At 60.8% G+C, this 16,050-nt stretch carries 14 protein-coding genes and 1 pseudogene; 14 read left to right on the top strand and 1 reads right to left on the bottom strand.

The features are described 5' to 3' along the window. Positions 1-3: 3 nt before the first annotated feature. From E3O06_RS11795 to E3O06_RS11765, 7 genes are all read left to right on the top strand, one after another. A complete protein-coding gene (locus tag E3O06_RS11795) occupies positions 4-270 on the top strand; it encodes a hypothetical protein (protein ID WP_134503589.1) in 267 nt (88 codons plus the stop codon). Between the two features lie 8 nt (positions 271-278). Continuing rightward, on the top strand, positions 279-1,511 hold the full coding sequence (locus tag E3O06_RS11790) for a hypothetical protein (protein WP_134503588.1): 1,233 nt from the start codon (positions 279-281) through the stop codon (positions 1,509-1,511). A 33-nt stretch (positions 1,512-1,544) separates the two neighbouring features. Next, on the top strand, positions 1,545-2,051 hold the full coding sequence (locus E3O06_RS11785; protein ID WP_134503587.1) for a hypothetical protein: 507 nt from the start codon (positions 1,545-1,547) through the stop codon (positions 2,049-2,051). 10 nt (positions 2,052-2,061) lie between these two features. Beyond that, positions 2,062-2,415, top strand: coding sequence for a hypothetical protein (locus E3O06_RS11780; protein WP_134503586.1), 354 nt, complete (start codon positions 2,062-2,064; stop codon positions 2,413-2,415). A 161-nt stretch (positions 2,416-2,576) separates the two neighbouring features. Then, positions 2,577-2,900, top strand: coding sequence for a hypothetical protein (locus E3O06_RS11775; RefSeq protein ID WP_134503585.1), 324 nt, complete (start codon positions 2,577-2,579; stop codon positions 2,898-2,900). A 752-nt stretch (positions 2,901-3,652) separates the two neighbouring features. Beyond that, on the top strand, positions 3,653-3,883 hold the full coding sequence (locus tag E3O06_RS11770) for a hypothetical protein (RefSeq protein WP_134503584.1): 231 nt from the start codon (positions 3,653-3,655) through the stop codon (positions 3,881-3,883). Next, entirely contained in the window at positions 3,880-4,395 is a 516-nt protein-coding gene (locus tag E3O06_RS11765) for a GIY-YIG nuclease family protein (RefSeq protein ID WP_134503583.1), read from the top strand. The genes E3O06_RS11770 and E3O06_RS11765 overlap by 4 nt, the downstream gene beginning before the upstream one ends. 297 nt (positions 4,396-4,692) lie before the next feature. Here E3O06_RS11765 and E3O06_RS18445 read toward each other — a convergent pair. Beyond that, positions 4,693-4,740 (bottom strand): annotated as a pseudogene (locus E3O06_RS18445) (hypothetical protein); the annotation flags it as partial. Between the two features lie 362 nt (positions 4,741-5,102). Here E3O06_RS18445 and E3O06_RS11760 point away from each other — a divergent pair. The 7 genes from E3O06_RS11760 (at position 5,103) to E3O06_RS11730 (ending at position 15,390) form a co-directional block, all read left to right on the top strand. Then, positions 5,103-6,524 (top strand): RNA-binding domain-containing protein, encoded by a 1,422-nt coding sequence (locus tag E3O06_RS11760; protein ID WP_134503582.1) that lies wholly within the window; start codon positions 5,103-5,105, stop codon positions 6,522-6,524. A 671-nt stretch (positions 6,525-7,195) separates the two neighbouring features. Further along, positions 7,196-7,765 carry a type IV toxin-antitoxin system AbiEi family antitoxin domain-containing protein gene (locus tag E3O06_RS11755; RefSeq protein ID WP_134503581.1) on the top strand — a complete coding sequence of 190 codons (570 nt, stop codon included), beginning with the start codon at positions 7,196-7,198 and terminating at the stop codon, positions 7,763-7,765. 10 nt (positions 7,766-7,775) lie between these two features. After that, positions 7,776-8,693: a nucleotidyl transferase AbiEii/AbiGii toxin family protein gene (locus E3O06_RS11750; protein WP_166788202.1), complete on the top strand. Its 918-nt coding sequence runs from the start codon at positions 7,776-7,778 to the stop codon at positions 8,691-8,693. 37 nt (positions 8,694-8,730) lie between these two features. Continuing rightward, positions 8,731-10,167, top strand: a complete 1,437-nt coding sequence (locus E3O06_RS11745; RefSeq protein WP_134503579.1) for a DUF3375 domain-containing protein — start codon at positions 8,731-8,733, stop codon at positions 10,165-10,167. Further along, entirely contained in the window at positions 10,164-10,784 is a 621-nt protein-coding gene (locus tag E3O06_RS11740; RefSeq protein WP_134503578.1) for a DUF4194 domain-containing protein, read from the top strand. The genes E3O06_RS11745 and E3O06_RS11740 overlap by 4 nt, the downstream gene beginning before the upstream one ends. After that, positions 10,781-14,149 carry an ATP-binding protein gene (locus tag E3O06_RS11735; RefSeq protein ID WP_134503577.1) on the top strand — a complete coding sequence of 1,123 codons (3,369 nt, stop codon included), beginning with the start codon at positions 10,781-10,783 and terminating at the stop codon, positions 14,147-14,149. The genes E3O06_RS11740 and E3O06_RS11735 overlap by 4 nt, the downstream gene beginning before the upstream one ends. Then, positions 14,146-15,390, top strand: coding sequence for a Wadjet anti-phage system protein JetD domain-containing protein (locus tag E3O06_RS11730; protein ID WP_134503576.1), 1,245 nt, complete (start codon positions 14,146-14,148; stop codon positions 15,388-15,390). Before E3O06_RS11735 ends, E3O06_RS11730 begins: the two co-directional genes overlap by 4 nt. Positions 15,391-16,050: the final 660 nt, after the last annotated feature.

Raw genomic sequence — 16,050 nt, 5'->3', positions numbered from 1 at the left:
ATCATGACGATTCCCCAAGAGCAGTTCGATGATTTGCTCAGTCGTACCGCGCTCGCTTCGCTCTTCTACTATCCGGAGATCGCGGTGGACGATGGCGACTACAACCTGCAGAACGACATCGCGTATTGCCTGGAACCCGTCGCCGCGATCGCGGACGACGATGCTGACCGGCTCCGCGTAGCTGTCGGGCGTGTGATTACGAATCCGACGGCGCATCGCTCTGAACTCCTTGCCCTGGTCATCGAGCTGGCCCCGCAGCCTGCCGCGTAGGAGCGATCATGAACGACTCATCTCAGGAGAACACGGCGTCGCGGAAGTCACTGGCGGAGCATCCGTCTGACAGCAGTGCGGAGGCAGAGAAGAGGCGCCAGTATGTGGCGGCGAACCGGGACCGAATTCGCGAGATGAATCGTCTCTGGCGAGCGGAACACCTTGAGCGGGCCCGGCAGATCAATCGCGACTCGGAGCGTCGAGCCGCGGCACGCCGGCATCGCGAGGCGGAAGTGCGTGCCCGAGGGAGGGAGCGGGCGAAACGCTGGCGGGAAGTGCACCCCGATCGCCGGCGCGAGTATCAGCAGCAGTGGATGGAGGAGAATCGCGCGAAGGTCAGGGAGTATTACAACCGTTACTACGAGGCCCACCGCGACGAGGTGAATGCCCGGGCCGCAGTCAGGCGGGATGCCGATCCCGACCGCACGAAGCAGATCAGCAAGGAATGGGCCGACCGCAACAAGGAGCGCCGTGCTGAGTTGCAGCGCATCCGGCGTAGCGACCCGGAGACTTACCAGTCGGAACTGGAAGTCAACGCCGCGGCGAGACGACTCAAGCGCAGTCTGAGCCGGGCCGGCCTCCCGCCGAAGCGACTCCATCCGACGACGGCCGCCGAGCGGCGTGTAGACGAACGCGAGGCCGACGCCTATTTCCATGACCAGTCGCGTCCCGAGCATCTGCGGCAGTTCACGGTGTTCGCCGAATCGCTGACCGAGCACATGCTCAAGAACGGCGCCCGTATGCACGAGTTCGCCGAAGCCTACGTGGAGAACCGGGCACGCATGGGGCTCCCGCAGCTGCCGGTGGAGAACATCGTCTACGCCCGCGCTGTCGAGCTCGTCGTCGAACGGATGCACCGGGTCGACCTCCTGACGAGCCGCGACGTTGCTGCGGCCGTGCGGAGTACGAAGACCGAGGTCCGGCGCGCAGAGCGCCAACAGCAGTTCGATCGACTGGTGAAGACTGTCGTGGCGCAGGTGCAGCGCAACAGTGCACGGTACGCCGTCGATGCGGAGGTGGAGAACCGGGCGAGGACTCACCATGGTAAACCGCGGGTGTCAGTCGAGTCGTTGGTTGTCCAGCGTGCGATGGAGGAAGTCATCGAGCGCATGCCTACGAGCAGTTTGACGATCGAGGATGGTAGAAGCGCTACCCGCGCGGCAAAAATTCGAATTGCAGCATCCCGCCAGGCTCTTCCGGACACGGCCCATGATCGGATTCGCCGACGAGCAGTCGGATAGTCGCTTCTGGTAAGGCCAGTGGAGACCCCCATCATGGAGCGAATCAACGCCGGTGTGGTCCGAGCGCAACAAGGAGTACCGTGCCGATTTACAGCGCAATTGGCGCAGCGACCCGGACCTACCGATCGGAACTGGAGAGAGAAGCGCCCCGTCGACGCCGCACGCCAGCGCGCGGGAAAACACTGTGGTCAGGTTTCGCCGGCATGTTCGAGCACCTCTGCGGACGAGCTGCACACCGTCGCCGACGCGGACGCCGCAGAAGCGCAGATCGAATCTGTCACGACCGAGGCCGCCGAATGCGCCGCCGCCGCGACAGCACGAGCGAGCCGATCCGAGCAAGCTCGGCGCCAGGCCGAGGCCGAAAGGGTGGAAGCTGACGCCGCAGCCACGGAAGCATCCGAACTCGCCGAGCTGAAGCAGGCCACTATCGTCGCAGCCCAGCAAGAGGTGGGGGACTTGGCGCATGCTCTCGACCAGGTGACGGCCGAGCTGACCGCCGCTCCTTCCGTGGCCGAGGTCCAAAATACAGGCACAGGCTGAGCTGGCCTAGTTGCGCGAGCAGCTGGTCGCCCTACGACCGCGGCTGGGGGAGACCGAGCACAAACGCGACGGCGCCGCTGCCCGCGCCGAGGCTGCATCCGCCGCACGAGCCGAAGCCGGGGAACGTACTCGAGGCGCGGTCTCCCGAGCTGACGACGAAGCAGTTCGAGCGCAGCGCGCCGTGACAGACCTTGCCAAGATTCGGGACCAACTCGACCAAGCCCGAACGGCCCACGACTCCACTCGGGCGGTAGCCAGCTCGCCGCGTGAGCGCTTGGCGGCAGCGATCGTCGAGTCGACGCGGCACGGACGGATGGTGAACGTGAGCGTACCCACCCACGTCGCGATCGGCACCGCCGACTGAGTGCGCTGGTTCAACACCGAACGCATGCACGGCTCGCTCGACGACTTGAGGTCGAGCAGCTCGACTACGCTCTAACCAACCCCCTCAACCGAGCGGGCTGACACCAGCAACACGCTCTCCCGGCACGCCGCGGGAGTCAACCGGACGGGAAGACAAGGCTTATGGGAATCGCGGACATTCTACGAGCGCTGGCCAACGGTGCTTTTGATGGCGAACGTACGGATAGTGAAAAAAGCGGCGTTTCATCCGGCTTCTACATCGAAAACGGCACTCCTGTGCAGTACCGGGAGGGGAAAAGCACCCGGTTCTTCGATGGCAAGGAAAATGTCAGAACGCCAGGGAAGCGAACTGAGGACCGCTTCAAGACCGACGAAGAGAAGACCATCTTCTTCCAGAAGTACGGATTCAAGAGGGAGATGTTCGGCAAGCACCCCGAGGTCATTGACTACAGTCGCGCATACTACGAAGACAAGAAGAACGAGTAGGGCTCTCGTCCGGTCCACACCCTGTCTCGCACGATGCGGTCCGAATCCGCGAAGAACCATTTTGCGGCCTTCAAGCAGTCTGACGATCGAGGACGCGCGGAGCGCTGCCCGCTTCGCGCGGCCACGGATTGCCACGTCATTCCAGACTGGTCCGGGCGCGGCTGGCGATCGGATTCACCGGCTGCCCATCGTGACCTGATCCGTAGCTGGTGGTCGTCCGTCGTTGATCAGCCGTTGGGTCGCTATGACAGTTGGGAGCGCTTCGTCGGCGCCGGCTGAAGGGGCCTACGAACAGATCGATGAGGGCCACCGCCGCTGACAGCCGCCTCCGGCGCCCGAGCGGTCTTCACGAATTGACTATTTGCGCGTGGGACGTCGCTGCCGCGTGCGCTACGGGCCGCACCGCCCCCGCTCGCGGTGGAAGGTTCCGCCAATTGATCAGCGGCGAGTCATCGAGCCGGCGGGACGGCCTCAGATGCGACCGTCGATCGCGGGGCGGTGGGGCGCGGCTGCGGGGAACTCCGCCAAACGCACGAGGGTGTATTGGTGTTCCCCCAAAACGACCGTTCATAGAAAACTTCTACACATGAGTGCGCGATCCGCCAGGTCGTGCCTATGGGCTGATACCGGAGAACATACAACAGGCCACATCCGCTCGCACTGCTTTCGGGTAGGGCATTCAGTGCCCCGATGCCCCTGTCGGGGCACCGTGATCCCGTCCGGAGGCTGGCGTCTGTTGCTACGCTCGGGTCATGGCCGAGACGAACGATCTTAATAGTGACATCAGGGTAGTCGCTGACCACCTCGACGCCTTCACGCGTCCGCTGACGTACGACGAGTTCGTGCACGAGATTTCGGTGGTCGTGCCCGCCTCGAGTGACGTTCATTGGATGGCCGACAATCAGCTAGTCAATATCTTCTTTGCGCGCCGAACGGCAGACACCAGCCTCCTGACGGAAAGAATTCGACAGTGGATCCAATGACCGACCTGCCGACGTTGTGGACGCACGTGGGGCTCGAAGCGGCGGGGTTCGAAGGCTTCGTGCCCTTCACCGAGCTTCAGGTCACAAAGCCACCGAAACTGCCAGGAATCTATGTCGTGCTGCGTCCCTCGACGGCCCCGCCGTCCTATCTCGAGCGCAGCGTCGCTGGCTGGTTCAAAGGCAACGACCCAACCGCGGAGCAAGACTTGCTGGAGATGACGTGGGTCATGGGATCAACGATTCTGTACATCGGCAAGGCGAATTGGGGCACGCACGAAGATGGCTTACGCAGACGTCTCAGTCAGTACCGACGATTCGGGGCAGGCAAGGCCGTCGGCCACCGCGGCGGCGAGCACATTTGGCAGTTGGCCGATCACGCCGAGCTACTGGTCTGCTGGAAGGTAACAGACGACGAAGAGGTGAAGAACCTCGAGTCGCGCCTGATTGACGATTTCGAAGCGCGCCACGGACGGTGGCCATTTGCCAACCGAAAACCGGAACCGATTCACTGACCCACTCGAGTCGCGCCATTCACTCGTGATGCTTCGCCACAGCACGTGAAGCTCATCGAGCTCGGCCAGAGCGCGCGGGTTGCCGTCGGGCGTGAATAGCGGCGCGTGGAGGACGAGCACGGCTTCGGTCGCCCGGTCGCCCGGACGTCGGTTTCGGGGAGGCGTTGATCCATTCGACGATGTCGTCGTGGTCCTGCTTCTCGAAGCTGAAGTTGTACTTTTCGCCGTCGAGGCCGTCGAGGCCGTCGAGGCCAGCGAGCTGGCCAGTGGACGAGGCCCAAACACCGCCCCGAGGCTCCGAAAGAAGGTGCCATGGCCGCGTCCGCGAAGCTCGTTTCCGAGCATGCGCTTCTTTAGCGACGTGCCTTTGCCGACGTAATCAGACAGGCCCGGCGGACAGAGCGCAGCGTCGCGCACGGTTCGGGCAGGTCCAAGCCGCCGTAAGTCGAATGGCGTAAACACCGAACGCATCCGGCATATCACTGTCAATCTCGCCTGCAGGTCTGAACGAAGCGTCCTCGAGCAGCGCGTCGATCACCCTGGTGTTGCTTACGCCTCGACTGCTGCGCGCTCCTGCACGCATACCTCAGCGGTGTCGGCGCGTGACGATACAGTGAGTCAGAACTTGGCTATCACGCACCGAACGCCTTTATGGCGCAGAGGAGATATCAGCACATGGCATTTCTTAGCAGAAAACGAAACCAGGAGTGAGCGCGATCGACGTCTCTCGTGCGCCTCGCGGTGTACTTGCTGGGCAGCAGCTCATAGTTGCTGTTGCAAAGCACGGAGATCTAGCCGAGCGCCATTACCTCGAGCTGAAGAGCACCCTGGATCTCTCAACGAAGAGGGACAAGGAAAAGATCGCCAAATTCATCCTGGGTGCGGCGAACCGGGCGCCCGATGTCGCGGCAACGGCATTCGAGGGTTACGGGGTCCTGATCATCGGTGTTGCCACCGGATCCGTCCTAGGCATTCCGCCGATCGAAATGATGGAGATCTCGAAGGTCGTCCAACAATACGTTGGTGCGGCCGGCCCACGATGGGATGTTGTTTGGGTGCCCGTGGAGGGCTCCGCGAATCAGGTATTGATTATCCTGGTCGAACCGCCGCGAACGGGCCAAGGACCATTCCTGTGTCGTGCCAGCGGCGAGTCCCTCACCGACGGGCGCATTTACATCCGAGCGGATGGCGAGACGCGTGAAGCCAAGGCTGAGGAAGTCGACCTTCTACTCGTGAGGGGCATGACTCAAGTTCCGATCGAGGTCGATTTCGCAGTGGAAGTGATGGGCGAAGTCGCACTCGTCCAACTTGATGCCGCGACGACAATCAACGAATACGTCGCGTTGATTCGCGCGGACTTGGAGTCGGCGATACCGACGCCACCGCGAAGTCCTTCCTCGCTGGGTGAGCCGTATGAAGCTCGTGCGAACGAGTTGTTGGGCTTCCAGTCGGCCATCGCCCACGTTTCCATGCTGGCGGCTGCAATGACCGAGCCGGAGAAGCGCACGGAGGGGCAGTATCGCGAGTCCATCGACCGATGGGAGGTGGGCTTCCGCGCCGCGTGGGACGAGGCTGTTCCTCGCATCGTTGGGAGCGCGCTCCGGCCGGCCGTCGTGAAAATCACCAATCGGACGACTACGTTTTTTCACGATGTCGAAGTGCAGCTTCACCTCGCCGGAGACGTATCGGCACTCGATTATCGAAGCCCGGACTATACGAATGAGCGACGCGATCTTGACCTGCCTAGCCCGCCACGGAGGTGGGGGCCGAGCCAAAGGATGTTGAATACACCGGCATTCGGCAACATGGGCAACTATTACATCCCATCGCCACACCAATACATTCCGCCGTCGGTCAGCTACGAGAATGGAGGATCGGTCACGCTCGAACTTGATGTCGGCGAGCTCCGCCCCCGGGGAACTTATGAATCTGAGCACGACGAACTGGTGCTCGTGGTTTCGGATGAATCACTCGAGACCATCAAAGGGACTTGGCAGCTCACCGCTCGGGACCACAACGAGGTCTACTCTGGCGAAATCACCTTGGGGGTTGCTCCAGTCCACCACCTCACCGGTGCGGCCCGGCGCATTCTCGGCCTCGATGAAAAGAACGATGAAACGAGGGAATGAATTCATCGTTCGGGGATTGGATGAGCGTAGGCGGTGCGCCCCTCGTCTGATTTTAGGACCCCATCAATCAATCTCGGGAGCTACTTGGCCGGTGCCGGCGGCGTCATGTGTGGCGCCCTCGATAATATGACCATAAACTCACCAAGAACCCGCAATGTGACCAGAATCAGGCCGTACGTCTCCGTACCGGCGCGTAGACTGGGATGCATGAGAACCGCGGAATTCCGCGGGATTTTGCCCCTGTTACGGGTTGGCGGTACCACCGAGACGACTATCATTTGTTCTTGGTTCGAGTCCAGGTACCCCAGCTTTACGCTGATCAGCAGCTGTTTTCTTCTGGTGAGTTTGCGTACATCAACGTATAAGGGCCACTTTGGGTGTCATAAACCCGTCAGCTCTTGGGTCGCTACGTACAGGGCTTTCTCGCTTCGTTGAGACCCGCACGGTCGCTATCCGCTGTCTGACCTGGTGATTTATTGCCGTCTGTGGCCGCGAGCATCGCACGATCAGTTCGCCGTCGGGTACGAAAGTGCGGTCTCGGTACGCGTATGTTCTTGGTTCGAGTGATCGCTCGCAGTAGCGCTGCGATCGGCTCATACGGCCCGGGGATGGCAATGCGTTAGTTCCAATCTGGCGCTGTCAAAATCTACAGATTTTGATAAGGTTTTGACATGGCGGTGGTGACGAAGTTGGAAAGACTGCGCGAGTTCGCGTTGGATCAGCATGGGTTCGTCACCTCCGCGCAGGCGGCGGATGAGGGCGTGTCTCATGCGGAGCTGTCCACAATGGTTTCCCGCGACCGGCTGGAGCGTCCAGTTCGCGGCGTGTACCGAGTACCGCAGGTTGCTGAGACGGAGTACGACGAGTACCAGCTTGCCGTGCTCTGGACGGGTGTGCCCGAGGCGCATCTGAGTCACGACACCGCCTTGGCGGCATGGGAGGTCAGCGATATTAATCCGAGTCGCATCCACTTGACTGTTGCTCGCCATCGGCGTCTCCGTCGTGCCGGTGGCGAGCGATATGTCGTGCACTACGACGACTTGGATTCGGACCGAGTGACGTGGTGGCAGGGGATACCCATTGCGGACGTGACGGCTGCGATCGGTCAGTGCATTGCCTCCGGGGTGCCGAGCTATCTGATCCGGCAAGCTCTCGACCGGGCGGGACGCACCAGCCGCCTGCTTGTCCCCGACCGGGAGCGTTTGACTCAGGAACTAGAGGTGCGCGATGGGGGAGCATGAGGCGGCCAACTTGGCACAATCCCTCGACGGGCTTACGCCAAAGGGGAAGACGCCATCGTCCGCTCGGATCCTCAACGCGTGGATCGCTCAAGCCCAGGCCGCCCTCGGAACGGCCGGTCCGCGCCTGGGCTGGTTGGTTGCCGCGACCGTCGTCTCTGCCTCGCTGCAACGTGTGGTGGATGCGGCAGGCTCGCCGTTGTTCCTGCTCAAGGGCGGGACGATGCTGCAATATCGGCTCCCGGGTATGTCACGCACGACCCGGGATATCGACGGCCTCGTTCGCGGCGACTTGAACGTCTTTCTCGCCGAGCTGGACAAGTCGTTCGCTGAGCCGTGGGGTCCGCTGACGCTCGTGCGCGGCGAAGTGGAAACCATCGATGTGCGCCATCGGCTTGTGAAGCCGCGCCGCTTCGACGTGACTGTGCTGCTGAGCGGTGTGACCTGGCGACGAATACAGGTTGAACATTCAGCGGATGAAGGGCACGCGGGACAGGCTCCGGAGCAGATTCCGTCTCCGTCTCTGGCCGGCTTTGGGCTGCCGACCCCTGATCACCTCACAAGCTTGTCCATGCGCTACCAGATCGCACAAAAGGTGCACGCTTCCACCGACCCGCACGACCCACCCGAGCTCATCAACGTTCGCGCCCGTGACGCCGTGGATCTGCTGCTACTTCGCGACCTGACCGAGTCCACCGGGCAACCGGATTTGGCGGAGGTACGGGCTGCAATTGAGGATGTTTTCACGAGTCGCGCCGTCGAGGCCGAAGCGACCGGGGGCTTACCACGTACGTGGCCGGCTCGCTTGACGGTGCATGAGCATTGGGGAGCGAGTTTCGAAACGGCGGCGGAGTCCGCGGGGTTGCCTACGACGCTGGCCAACGCCATTGCTCAGGTCAACGAGTGGCTTGAACGGGTTGAACGAGCGTAAAGCGAATGTCGGAGCAGGCCTCTACGCTGGATCCATAATGAACATCGATGACTTCGACCGGCTGTGGGAGCGGCACCCCGCTTGGCGGCTGCTTCGCGCACGCAATGCACCGCTAATTCTGTCGTTCCTTGGCGACTACTTCCTCGACTCCAACCGGGGTGCGATTCCTGCGGGCGAATTGACGGCAGCTCTCGACGATCACCTCTACGTAATTCATTTGAGCGAACCAGAGCGATATCAGACATCTCCGGAGGGTTACCTCGACGATTGGTCGTCGCCAGAGTCAGCGTGGCTGCGGCGCTTCTATCCGATCGCGTCCGAAGAGACGCATTTCGAAGCGACGCCCGCTCTCGAAAAGGCATACCGCTGGGTAGAAAACCTGCAAGAACGCTCGTTTGTCGGTACAGAGTCTCGCTTGCACACGCTATTGGATCTGCTACGCCAGATTGTTCACGGTTCAGAAACCGACCCCGGGACGCGAATTATTGAGTTGGAGCGTCGTCGCGACGCGATCGAAGTTGAACTTGCTGAGGCGCACGAGGGCCGATTTACCGTGCTCGACGACACAGCTGTGAGGGAACGGCATCAACAGTTTTCGGCTACGGCACGCGAGCTGCTGTCGGATTTTCGAGAAGTTGAGGTGAACTTTCGTTCGCTCGATCGATCTGCCCGCGTCAAGATCGCCGGCTGGGAAGGGGGCAAGGGGGATTTGCTTGCCGATCTCGTCACGAGTCGCACCGACATCTCTACATCCGATCAAGGACGAAGCTTCCAGGCGTTCTATGACTTTCTACTTTCTGAGCAGCAGCAGGACGAACTGGCTGAGCTGCTGACAATTGTGCAGGGGATGCCTCAGGTAAGTACCGATCGGCGTTTGCACCGCATTCACCATGATTGGGCTGACGCAGCCGAGCGAACTCAACAAACCGTGCGCAATCTTTCCGAGCAATTTCGGCGTTTCTTAGAGGATCAGGTCTGGGTCGAAAACCGCCGCGTCATGGACCTCGTCCGCTCGATCGAGGTGTCCGCGTTGGGCGTACGTGACACACCGCCGCATAGCGACGACCTGGGCATCGTCGTCGAAGAGCCGGGAACACCGATCGCCCTACCCTTTGAGCGCCCCCTCTACGACACTCAGCCCGACGTGGTCGTCGATAGCTTGCTCACGCCTGAGAAGGCGGGTCAATCGGAACTTGACGGACTTTTCGCGCAGCGCTTCGTCGATACATCACGCCTGATCGAGAACATTAAGGCGATAGTCCCCCCACGAAGCGTCGCTGCTCTTGACGACATTCTGGCGCTGTATCCCGTGCAGGAAGGCATCGCTGAGATCCTTGGCTACCTGTCGCTCGCCGATGAAAGCATCGTCGTGGACGTCACCAATGACGCTGACAGAATGATGATCGACTACCTCGATGTTGAAGGCGAGCCACGACGAGTGAAAATGCCGAAGGTGACGATAACACGACGATGAGAAGCCCCGACGAGCAAGCTGTAGCGACAGCGATCATTTTTCTCATGCGTGAAGTGGTGTATCGCGAGGTATCGTCGCATGAACGTGTCTGGGAAACGTTGCAGCGACACTTCGGCGCGGTCGCAGATCACTTCGCAGCGATAGCCCTCGATGTTGTCATTGACGAATCAGAGGGTTATGCCTACTTGTCCACTCGAGAACCGGAGGACGGTGAGGAAGCTTTACCTCGCCTCGTTCGTCGGCGTAGCCTCACCTACAACGTCAGCCTCCTTCTGGTGCTGCTCCGGAAGCGCATGGTCGAGTTTGAGACGACCGGCGATAATGAAAACCTTGTCTTGACGCGCGAACAGCTGGTGGAGATGCTGCGAGTGTTTCAGACGACATCGAACAACGAGGCCCGCATTGTCGACCAAGCCGACCGCACTATTGCGCAGGTTTCTGAGCTTGGGTTCCTCCGCGAATTACGTGGTCAACCCGGGGCGTGGGAGGTGCGCCGGATTCTCAAGGCATATGTTGACGCACAGACGTTGTCGGACTTTTCCGGGCGCCTTGCGGACTACGCAGGTGCACGTGGTGCGAGTGCGAGCGGTGCCGCACCGTCGGGAAATCACGAATGAGCGACACATTGTTTTCCGCCCTTGATCTGACCTCGGCAGCGCATCAGCGCACGGGGTATCGTCTGCAACGCGTGGAGGTCTACAACTGGGGCACCTTCGACAAGAATGTCTGGTCGATCAGTCTAGATGGTCAGACTTCGTTGCTCACCGGAGACATCGGGAGCGGCAAGTCGACCCTCGTTGATGCGATTACCACACTTCTGCTACCCGCCAACCGGATTGCCTACAACAAGGCGGCCGGTGCGGATGTGAAAGAACGGACGCTGCGCAGCTATGTCGAAGGGCACTACAAGTCCGAGCGCAATGAAACTACCGGTGCCTCCAGGCCGGTGGGGCTTCGAGATCACGGCTCATACTCCGTCATCCTGGGGGTATTCGGCAACGAGGGCTACGAGGAAACCGTTAGCATCGCCCAGGTCTTCCACCAGAAGGACCGCACCGGGCAGCCGGACCGTTTCTTCGTGACGGCTTCGACGGCGCTCTCTGTCGACCCGGATTTCAGCGACTTCGGCTCAGATTTGAAAGCGTTGCGCGCGAAGTTGAGGAACAAGGGCGCAGATATCGAAACGTCTTTCCCGGATTACCACCGGCGGGTTCGCCGACTTCTCGGCATCCGCTCAGAGCAGGCGATGGACTTGTTCCATCAGACCGTGTCGATGAAGTCGGTCGGTAACCTCAACGACTTCGTGCGTGACCACATGCTCGAGCCGGTAACAGCCGATGACCGTGTGCGTGCTATCGTCGACCACTTTGAAAACCTGGTCAAAGCACACGAAGCCGTGCGCACCGCGACCGATCAGTTGTCACTTCTGACACCACTCATTGCGATGGCTGATCGCTATGACATAGCGGTGGCGCGGCACGAGGAACTCAGGTATGAGCGCTCCGCTGTCGTGGCCTATGTTTCCGAACACGTTCGCGAGATGCTCGCAATCGACATTTCCACGAGCCATGACAATTTTGCCGGTCTCGAACGGCAGAAGGAATCCCTTGCAGAGACCCGTGCCGGGCTGGTTCCAACACGTGACCGCTTGATCCTCGAACGGGCCGGAGTCGGCGGCGATCGACTTGGCACGCTTGACGTTGAAATCCCGCGAGCGCGGGAAGTTCGCGAGAATCGGGTCGAGCGCTACCGGGTCTACAGCGGACATGTCGAGGCGATCGGCCTGGAGCTCGTCGAAACCGCTGACGACTTTCTCGCTCGAGCAGAGGAGACGGTGCGGCAAAAGCGCCAACTCGATGAGTTGCGCCGCAGCATCTCGATGCGTAGGGACCCGATCTTCGGTCAGCGTGCCAGCACAGGTCACGCTCGCCAAGCGCTCGTTGACGAAATCAAAAGCCTGACGTCGCGCCGTAACAGTTTGCCGTTAGACCTGGACCGCGTTCGGCGGCAGTTGTGCGCGGATCTCACCTTGGCGGAGGACGACCTGCCGTTCGCTGGGGAGCTGCTCGATGTACGGGAAGAATACGCCCCTTGGCGCGGTGCGGCCGAACGAGTGCTTCGCGGTTTCGCGCTGTCCCTTCTGGTTCCTCAGCACCTGTACGCCCCCGTTTCAGACTGGGTCAATGAGAACAAACTCAACGCACGCTTGGTATACCTTCGGGTCGCTGAGCGGAGGGTACGAACTTTCACCGCGGCACGCGCAGGGGAACGACTCGTCGATGCCCTGGAGATCGAGCCCGGGCTGTTTGTGGATTACCTGACCGCCGAACTCGCGCAGCGCGCGGACCATGTGCTTGCGGAATCCGTCTCCCATCTGCAACGCGAAGAACGCTCGGTGACGCGTGAAGGGCTCGTGCGAGACCGCGACAGGCACGAGAAAGACGATCGGCGGAGAGCATCAGATCCGAGTATGTGGGTGCTCGGGCGCAAGAACGAAAAGAAGGTTGCCGCATTGGCGGCGGAGCGGGATGTCCACGATGCCGCCCTCCTGGAGATCGAAGCGGCGCTGACGGCGCTCGACGATGAGAGTAGGGCGCTGGAAGATCGCGGACAGGCGCTGGCTGCGATCGCTCAGTATCCGGACTGGACGGAGATAGATGTCGACCGCGCGACCGCTGCGCTACGCGCCCTTGAGTCGGAGCAGTCGTCGCTCGTCTCAGGGTCGTCGCAGCTCACTGCTATCGATGTAGAGCTTGAGACCGTCCGTATGGACGACGGTCGGTTGAGCGCAGAGATTGAAGTGGTTTTGGGTGCAATCGGTGGACTACAGGCGACCCTTAATGCCATGGAGGAACGCTATCGTCGCGAGGACGACGCGTTGACTGTGATGGGGGTCGAAGTGCTCGATCGGGCCCGCACCTTCTACCCGGCCCTTGAAAAACGGGTCACGCGGCAAGACGTACGCACTGTCGCAGATTACGACCACCTCCGGGAGTCGCTTAATGACTCTCTGACTAAGGCGATCGAATCGACACAGTCCGCCATGAACGGCAGCACCAGCGGCATCCAGACGCAGATGGGGGAGTTCTTGGGACTCTGGCCGGCCCTGAAATCCGAGATGGACGCGAATATTCGCTCGATCGGTGACTTCCGTACTCTGCACGAGCGCGTGACACGGGATGACCTGCCGCGTTTTGAATCGGAGTTTCGGCACCAACTGAACACAAACGCGGTGCGAGAGCTTGCTCAATTCAACGCTTGGCTGCGGAGACAGGCCGATGAGATTAGCGGGCGTGTGCGCGTAATCAACGACGCACTCGCGGCCATTGACTACAACCCCGGACGCATTATCGTCCTAATCGCGGAACCTACCGTGAACCAAGACGTTCGCCAATTTCGGGGCGACCTCAGAGAAGTAACCGCCGACGTCCTGGCGTCCGATGATGCCGACGTAACGGAGCGATTCGAGCAGATCCGTCGTCTCATCGAGAGGTTCAAAGGCAGGATCGGGCACGCTGACAGCGACCGCGCCTGGACTCGAAAAGTCACGGATGTGCGCACCTGGTTCACGTTCGCGGGCAGCGAGCAAGACCGGAGCACCGGGGAAGAGTTCGAGCATTACACTGACTCGGACGGCAAATCGGGTGGTCAGAAGGAAAAGCTCGCCTACACGATTCTCGCAGCATCCTTGGCATATCAATTTGGGCTCGAATGGGGCGTCGAGAAGTCGCGTGATTTCCGATTCGCTGTCATCGACGAGGCGTTCGGTCGGGGCTCTGACGCCTCGACAAGGTATGCACTCGAGTTATTCGCCAAACTCGGCCTGCAACTGCTCATTGTCACGCCCATGCAGAAAGTCCACGTTATCGAACCCTTTGTCAGCGCAATTGGATTTGTCGACAACCCGACTGGCGCAGCGTCGCGAGTGCATAATCTCACAATTGAAGAGTTTCGCGAACGGCGACGGCAGGTCGTCCCGTGAGTGATCCGACGCGCTGGACGGTCGCCTCGGACATCAAAGCGGTAGTGCAGCGCAGATGGGACGAAGGTCTACTTTTGCGCGCCTTCGCAGAAGGGCACCCATTTCCGCATATCGAGGTTCCCCTGCGTGCGCCTTCAGCAGTCGACCTAGGCGACCACTTCGACGCCGCAAGATCTTGGTCAGAACAGATTCGGCGTGGATCACGTGACGGTCGGGCGTACGACCTCATTGAAGGTACAACCGGAGGTCGCATCGCCGGGCGGACTCGCCTACCGCAGCGCGCAGTCGTCATGGGGTTTGAGCAAGCGTGGACTTTGCTCGGAACCGGGACTGATGCCGTCGCCTACAGGGAGATGATCGAGTCCGCATCATCACTGCCACTCGCGCAGGAGTGGGCGCTAGGGCACCCTATCGCCGCGATCGGTCTGCGCTCAGAATGGCAGCAAGTGCTGGCAGCCTACCGCTGGCTCGACGAGAACCGCGGCTCTGGTCAGTATGTGCGGCAGGTGAACGCGCCCGGCGTCGACACAAAGCTCATCGAGCGACGCCGCGTTGTTCTCGCGGGCATGCTCGGCGTGCCGGCGGGCGCAGCACCGTTCCTGCGCGCGCTGGGACTTGCAGAAAAGCCTGTGACGGTGCGCCTTCGATTTGACCCGGCAGTTTTCGGTTTGCCGCCTCACATTTCCGAGGCCATTTTCCGGGCCAATGAACTGCAGGAGTGGAAGGTAGTCCCACGTACTGCCCTCATCGTTGAAAACGAGATCAGCTTCCTTAGCGTTCCAATCCCGGATGGCGGTGTCGTGTTGTGGGGGAAGGGATTCGACGTGGAGGAGTCTGCATCACTGAGGTGGCTCGCGGGGGCGTCGGTGACCTATTGGGGCGACCTTGACACCCACGGCTTCGCAATCCTCGACCGCGTTCGAGCGCACCTGCCCGGTGTCCAATCGGTCTTGATGGACCGAGAGACCCTGCTCGCCCACGAAGGACTCTGGGGACTCGAAGTAAAACCGACGAATGCCCTACTATCCCGGCTCGATCAAGACGAAGTCTCGCTATACCGAGACTTAGTCGCAGACCGATATGGACGCACCGTGCGCTTGGAACAGGAGCGCATCGACTGGGACTGGGTACTCGAGAGGCTTTCCAAGACGGGCAAGCCAGATATCTCGTCGGTATCGGTATCGGTATCGGTATCGGCAGACGCGGTGAGCACTCACAGCTGGATCCCGCAGATTCCGTAACTGCGTTCGTTTCCTGCCAAAGAATGTGACGACCTTTATCAGCAGGCGTCAGTCGCGGCGATGCTTCTGTCGGCGTGGGACGACCGCAGCGACTCGTCTTTTGTACTCGTGCCACTTTGGATGCCATAAACCCTGCAAATTGCCCGAATCAATCCGTTACGACGCGGGCTGACAGGTATGCTAAAGTCACCAACTTCCGCATAATGACGCGGAACTTGGGGGATGGGTGCCACAGATACCGGCAGCCCGGCTCGCATCATTTGTTCTTGGTTCGAGTCCAGGTACCCCAGCTTTTAGCTGATCAGCAGCTATTTTATTCTGGTGAGTTTGCGTCCATCAACGTACAAGGGCCACTTGGGTGTCATAAACCCGTCAACTCTCGGTTCGTTACGTGCAGGGTTTTCTCGCTTCGTTGAGACCCGCACGGTCGCTATCCGCCGTCTGACCTGGGGATTCATTGCCGTCCGTGGCCGTGAGCATCGCACGATCAGTTCGCCGTCGGGTGCGAAAGTACGGTCTCGGTACGCGTATGTTCTTGGTTCGAGTGATCGTGAGTATTTGAGTGTTTAGGGGCCACTGAGTATTGCCTGCGGGGGCCACCGGTATTGCCTTCGAGTGCCGGGCTGTCGCGTGGCCGGGGGCCATCGGCACCCGACCACG

The sequence above is a fragment of the Cryobacterium glaciale genome, assembly GCF_004402535.1.
GTDB classification, from domain to species: Bacteria; Actinomycetota; Actinomycetes; order Actinomycetales; family Microbacteriaceae; genus Cryobacterium; species Cryobacterium glaciale.
The sequence above is the reverse complement of the archived record's forward strand: the minus strand, read 5'-3'. Positions and strand labels throughout refer to the sequence as shown.

Bases quoted from the DNA above. Each gene is read 5' to 3' on its own strand.
- E3O06_RS11795 (WP_134503589.1), top strand. From the start codon at position 4: ATGACGATTCCCCAAGAGCAGTTCGATGATTTGCTCAGTCGTACCGCG.
- E3O06_RS11790 (WP_134503588.1), top strand. From the start codon at position 279: ATGAACGACTCATCTCAGGAGAACACGGCGTCGCGGAAGTCACTGGCG.
- E3O06_RS11785 (WP_134503587.1), top strand. From the start codon at position 1,545: ATGGAGCGAATCAACGCCGGTGTGGTCCGAGCGCAACAAGGAGTACCG.
- E3O06_RS11775 (WP_134503585.1), top strand. From the start codon at position 2,577: ATGGGAATCGCGGACATTCTACGAGCGCTGGCCAACGGTGCTTTTGAT.
- E3O06_RS11770 (WP_134503584.1), top strand. From the start codon at position 3,653: ATGGCCGAGACGAACGATCTTAATAGTGACATCAGGGTAGTCGCTGAC.
- E3O06_RS11765 (WP_134503583.1), top strand. From the start codon at position 3,880: ATGACCGACCTGCCGACGTTGTGGACGCACGTGGGGCTCGAAGCGGCG.
- E3O06_RS11755 (WP_134503581.1), top strand. From the start codon at position 7,196: ATGGCGGTGGTGACGAAGTTGGAAAGACTGCGCGAGTTCGCGTTGGAT.
- E3O06_RS11745 (WP_134503579.1), top strand. From the start codon at position 8,731: ATGAACATCGATGACTTCGACCGGCTGTGGGAGCGGCACCCCGCTTGG.
- E3O06_RS11740 (WP_134503578.1), top strand. From the start codon at position 10,164: ATGAGAAGCCCCGACGAGCAAGCTGTAGCGACAGCGATCATTTTTCTC.
- E3O06_RS11735 (WP_134503577.1), top strand. From the start codon at position 10,781: ATGAGCGACACATTGTTTTCCGCCCTTGATCTGACCTCGGCAGCGCAT.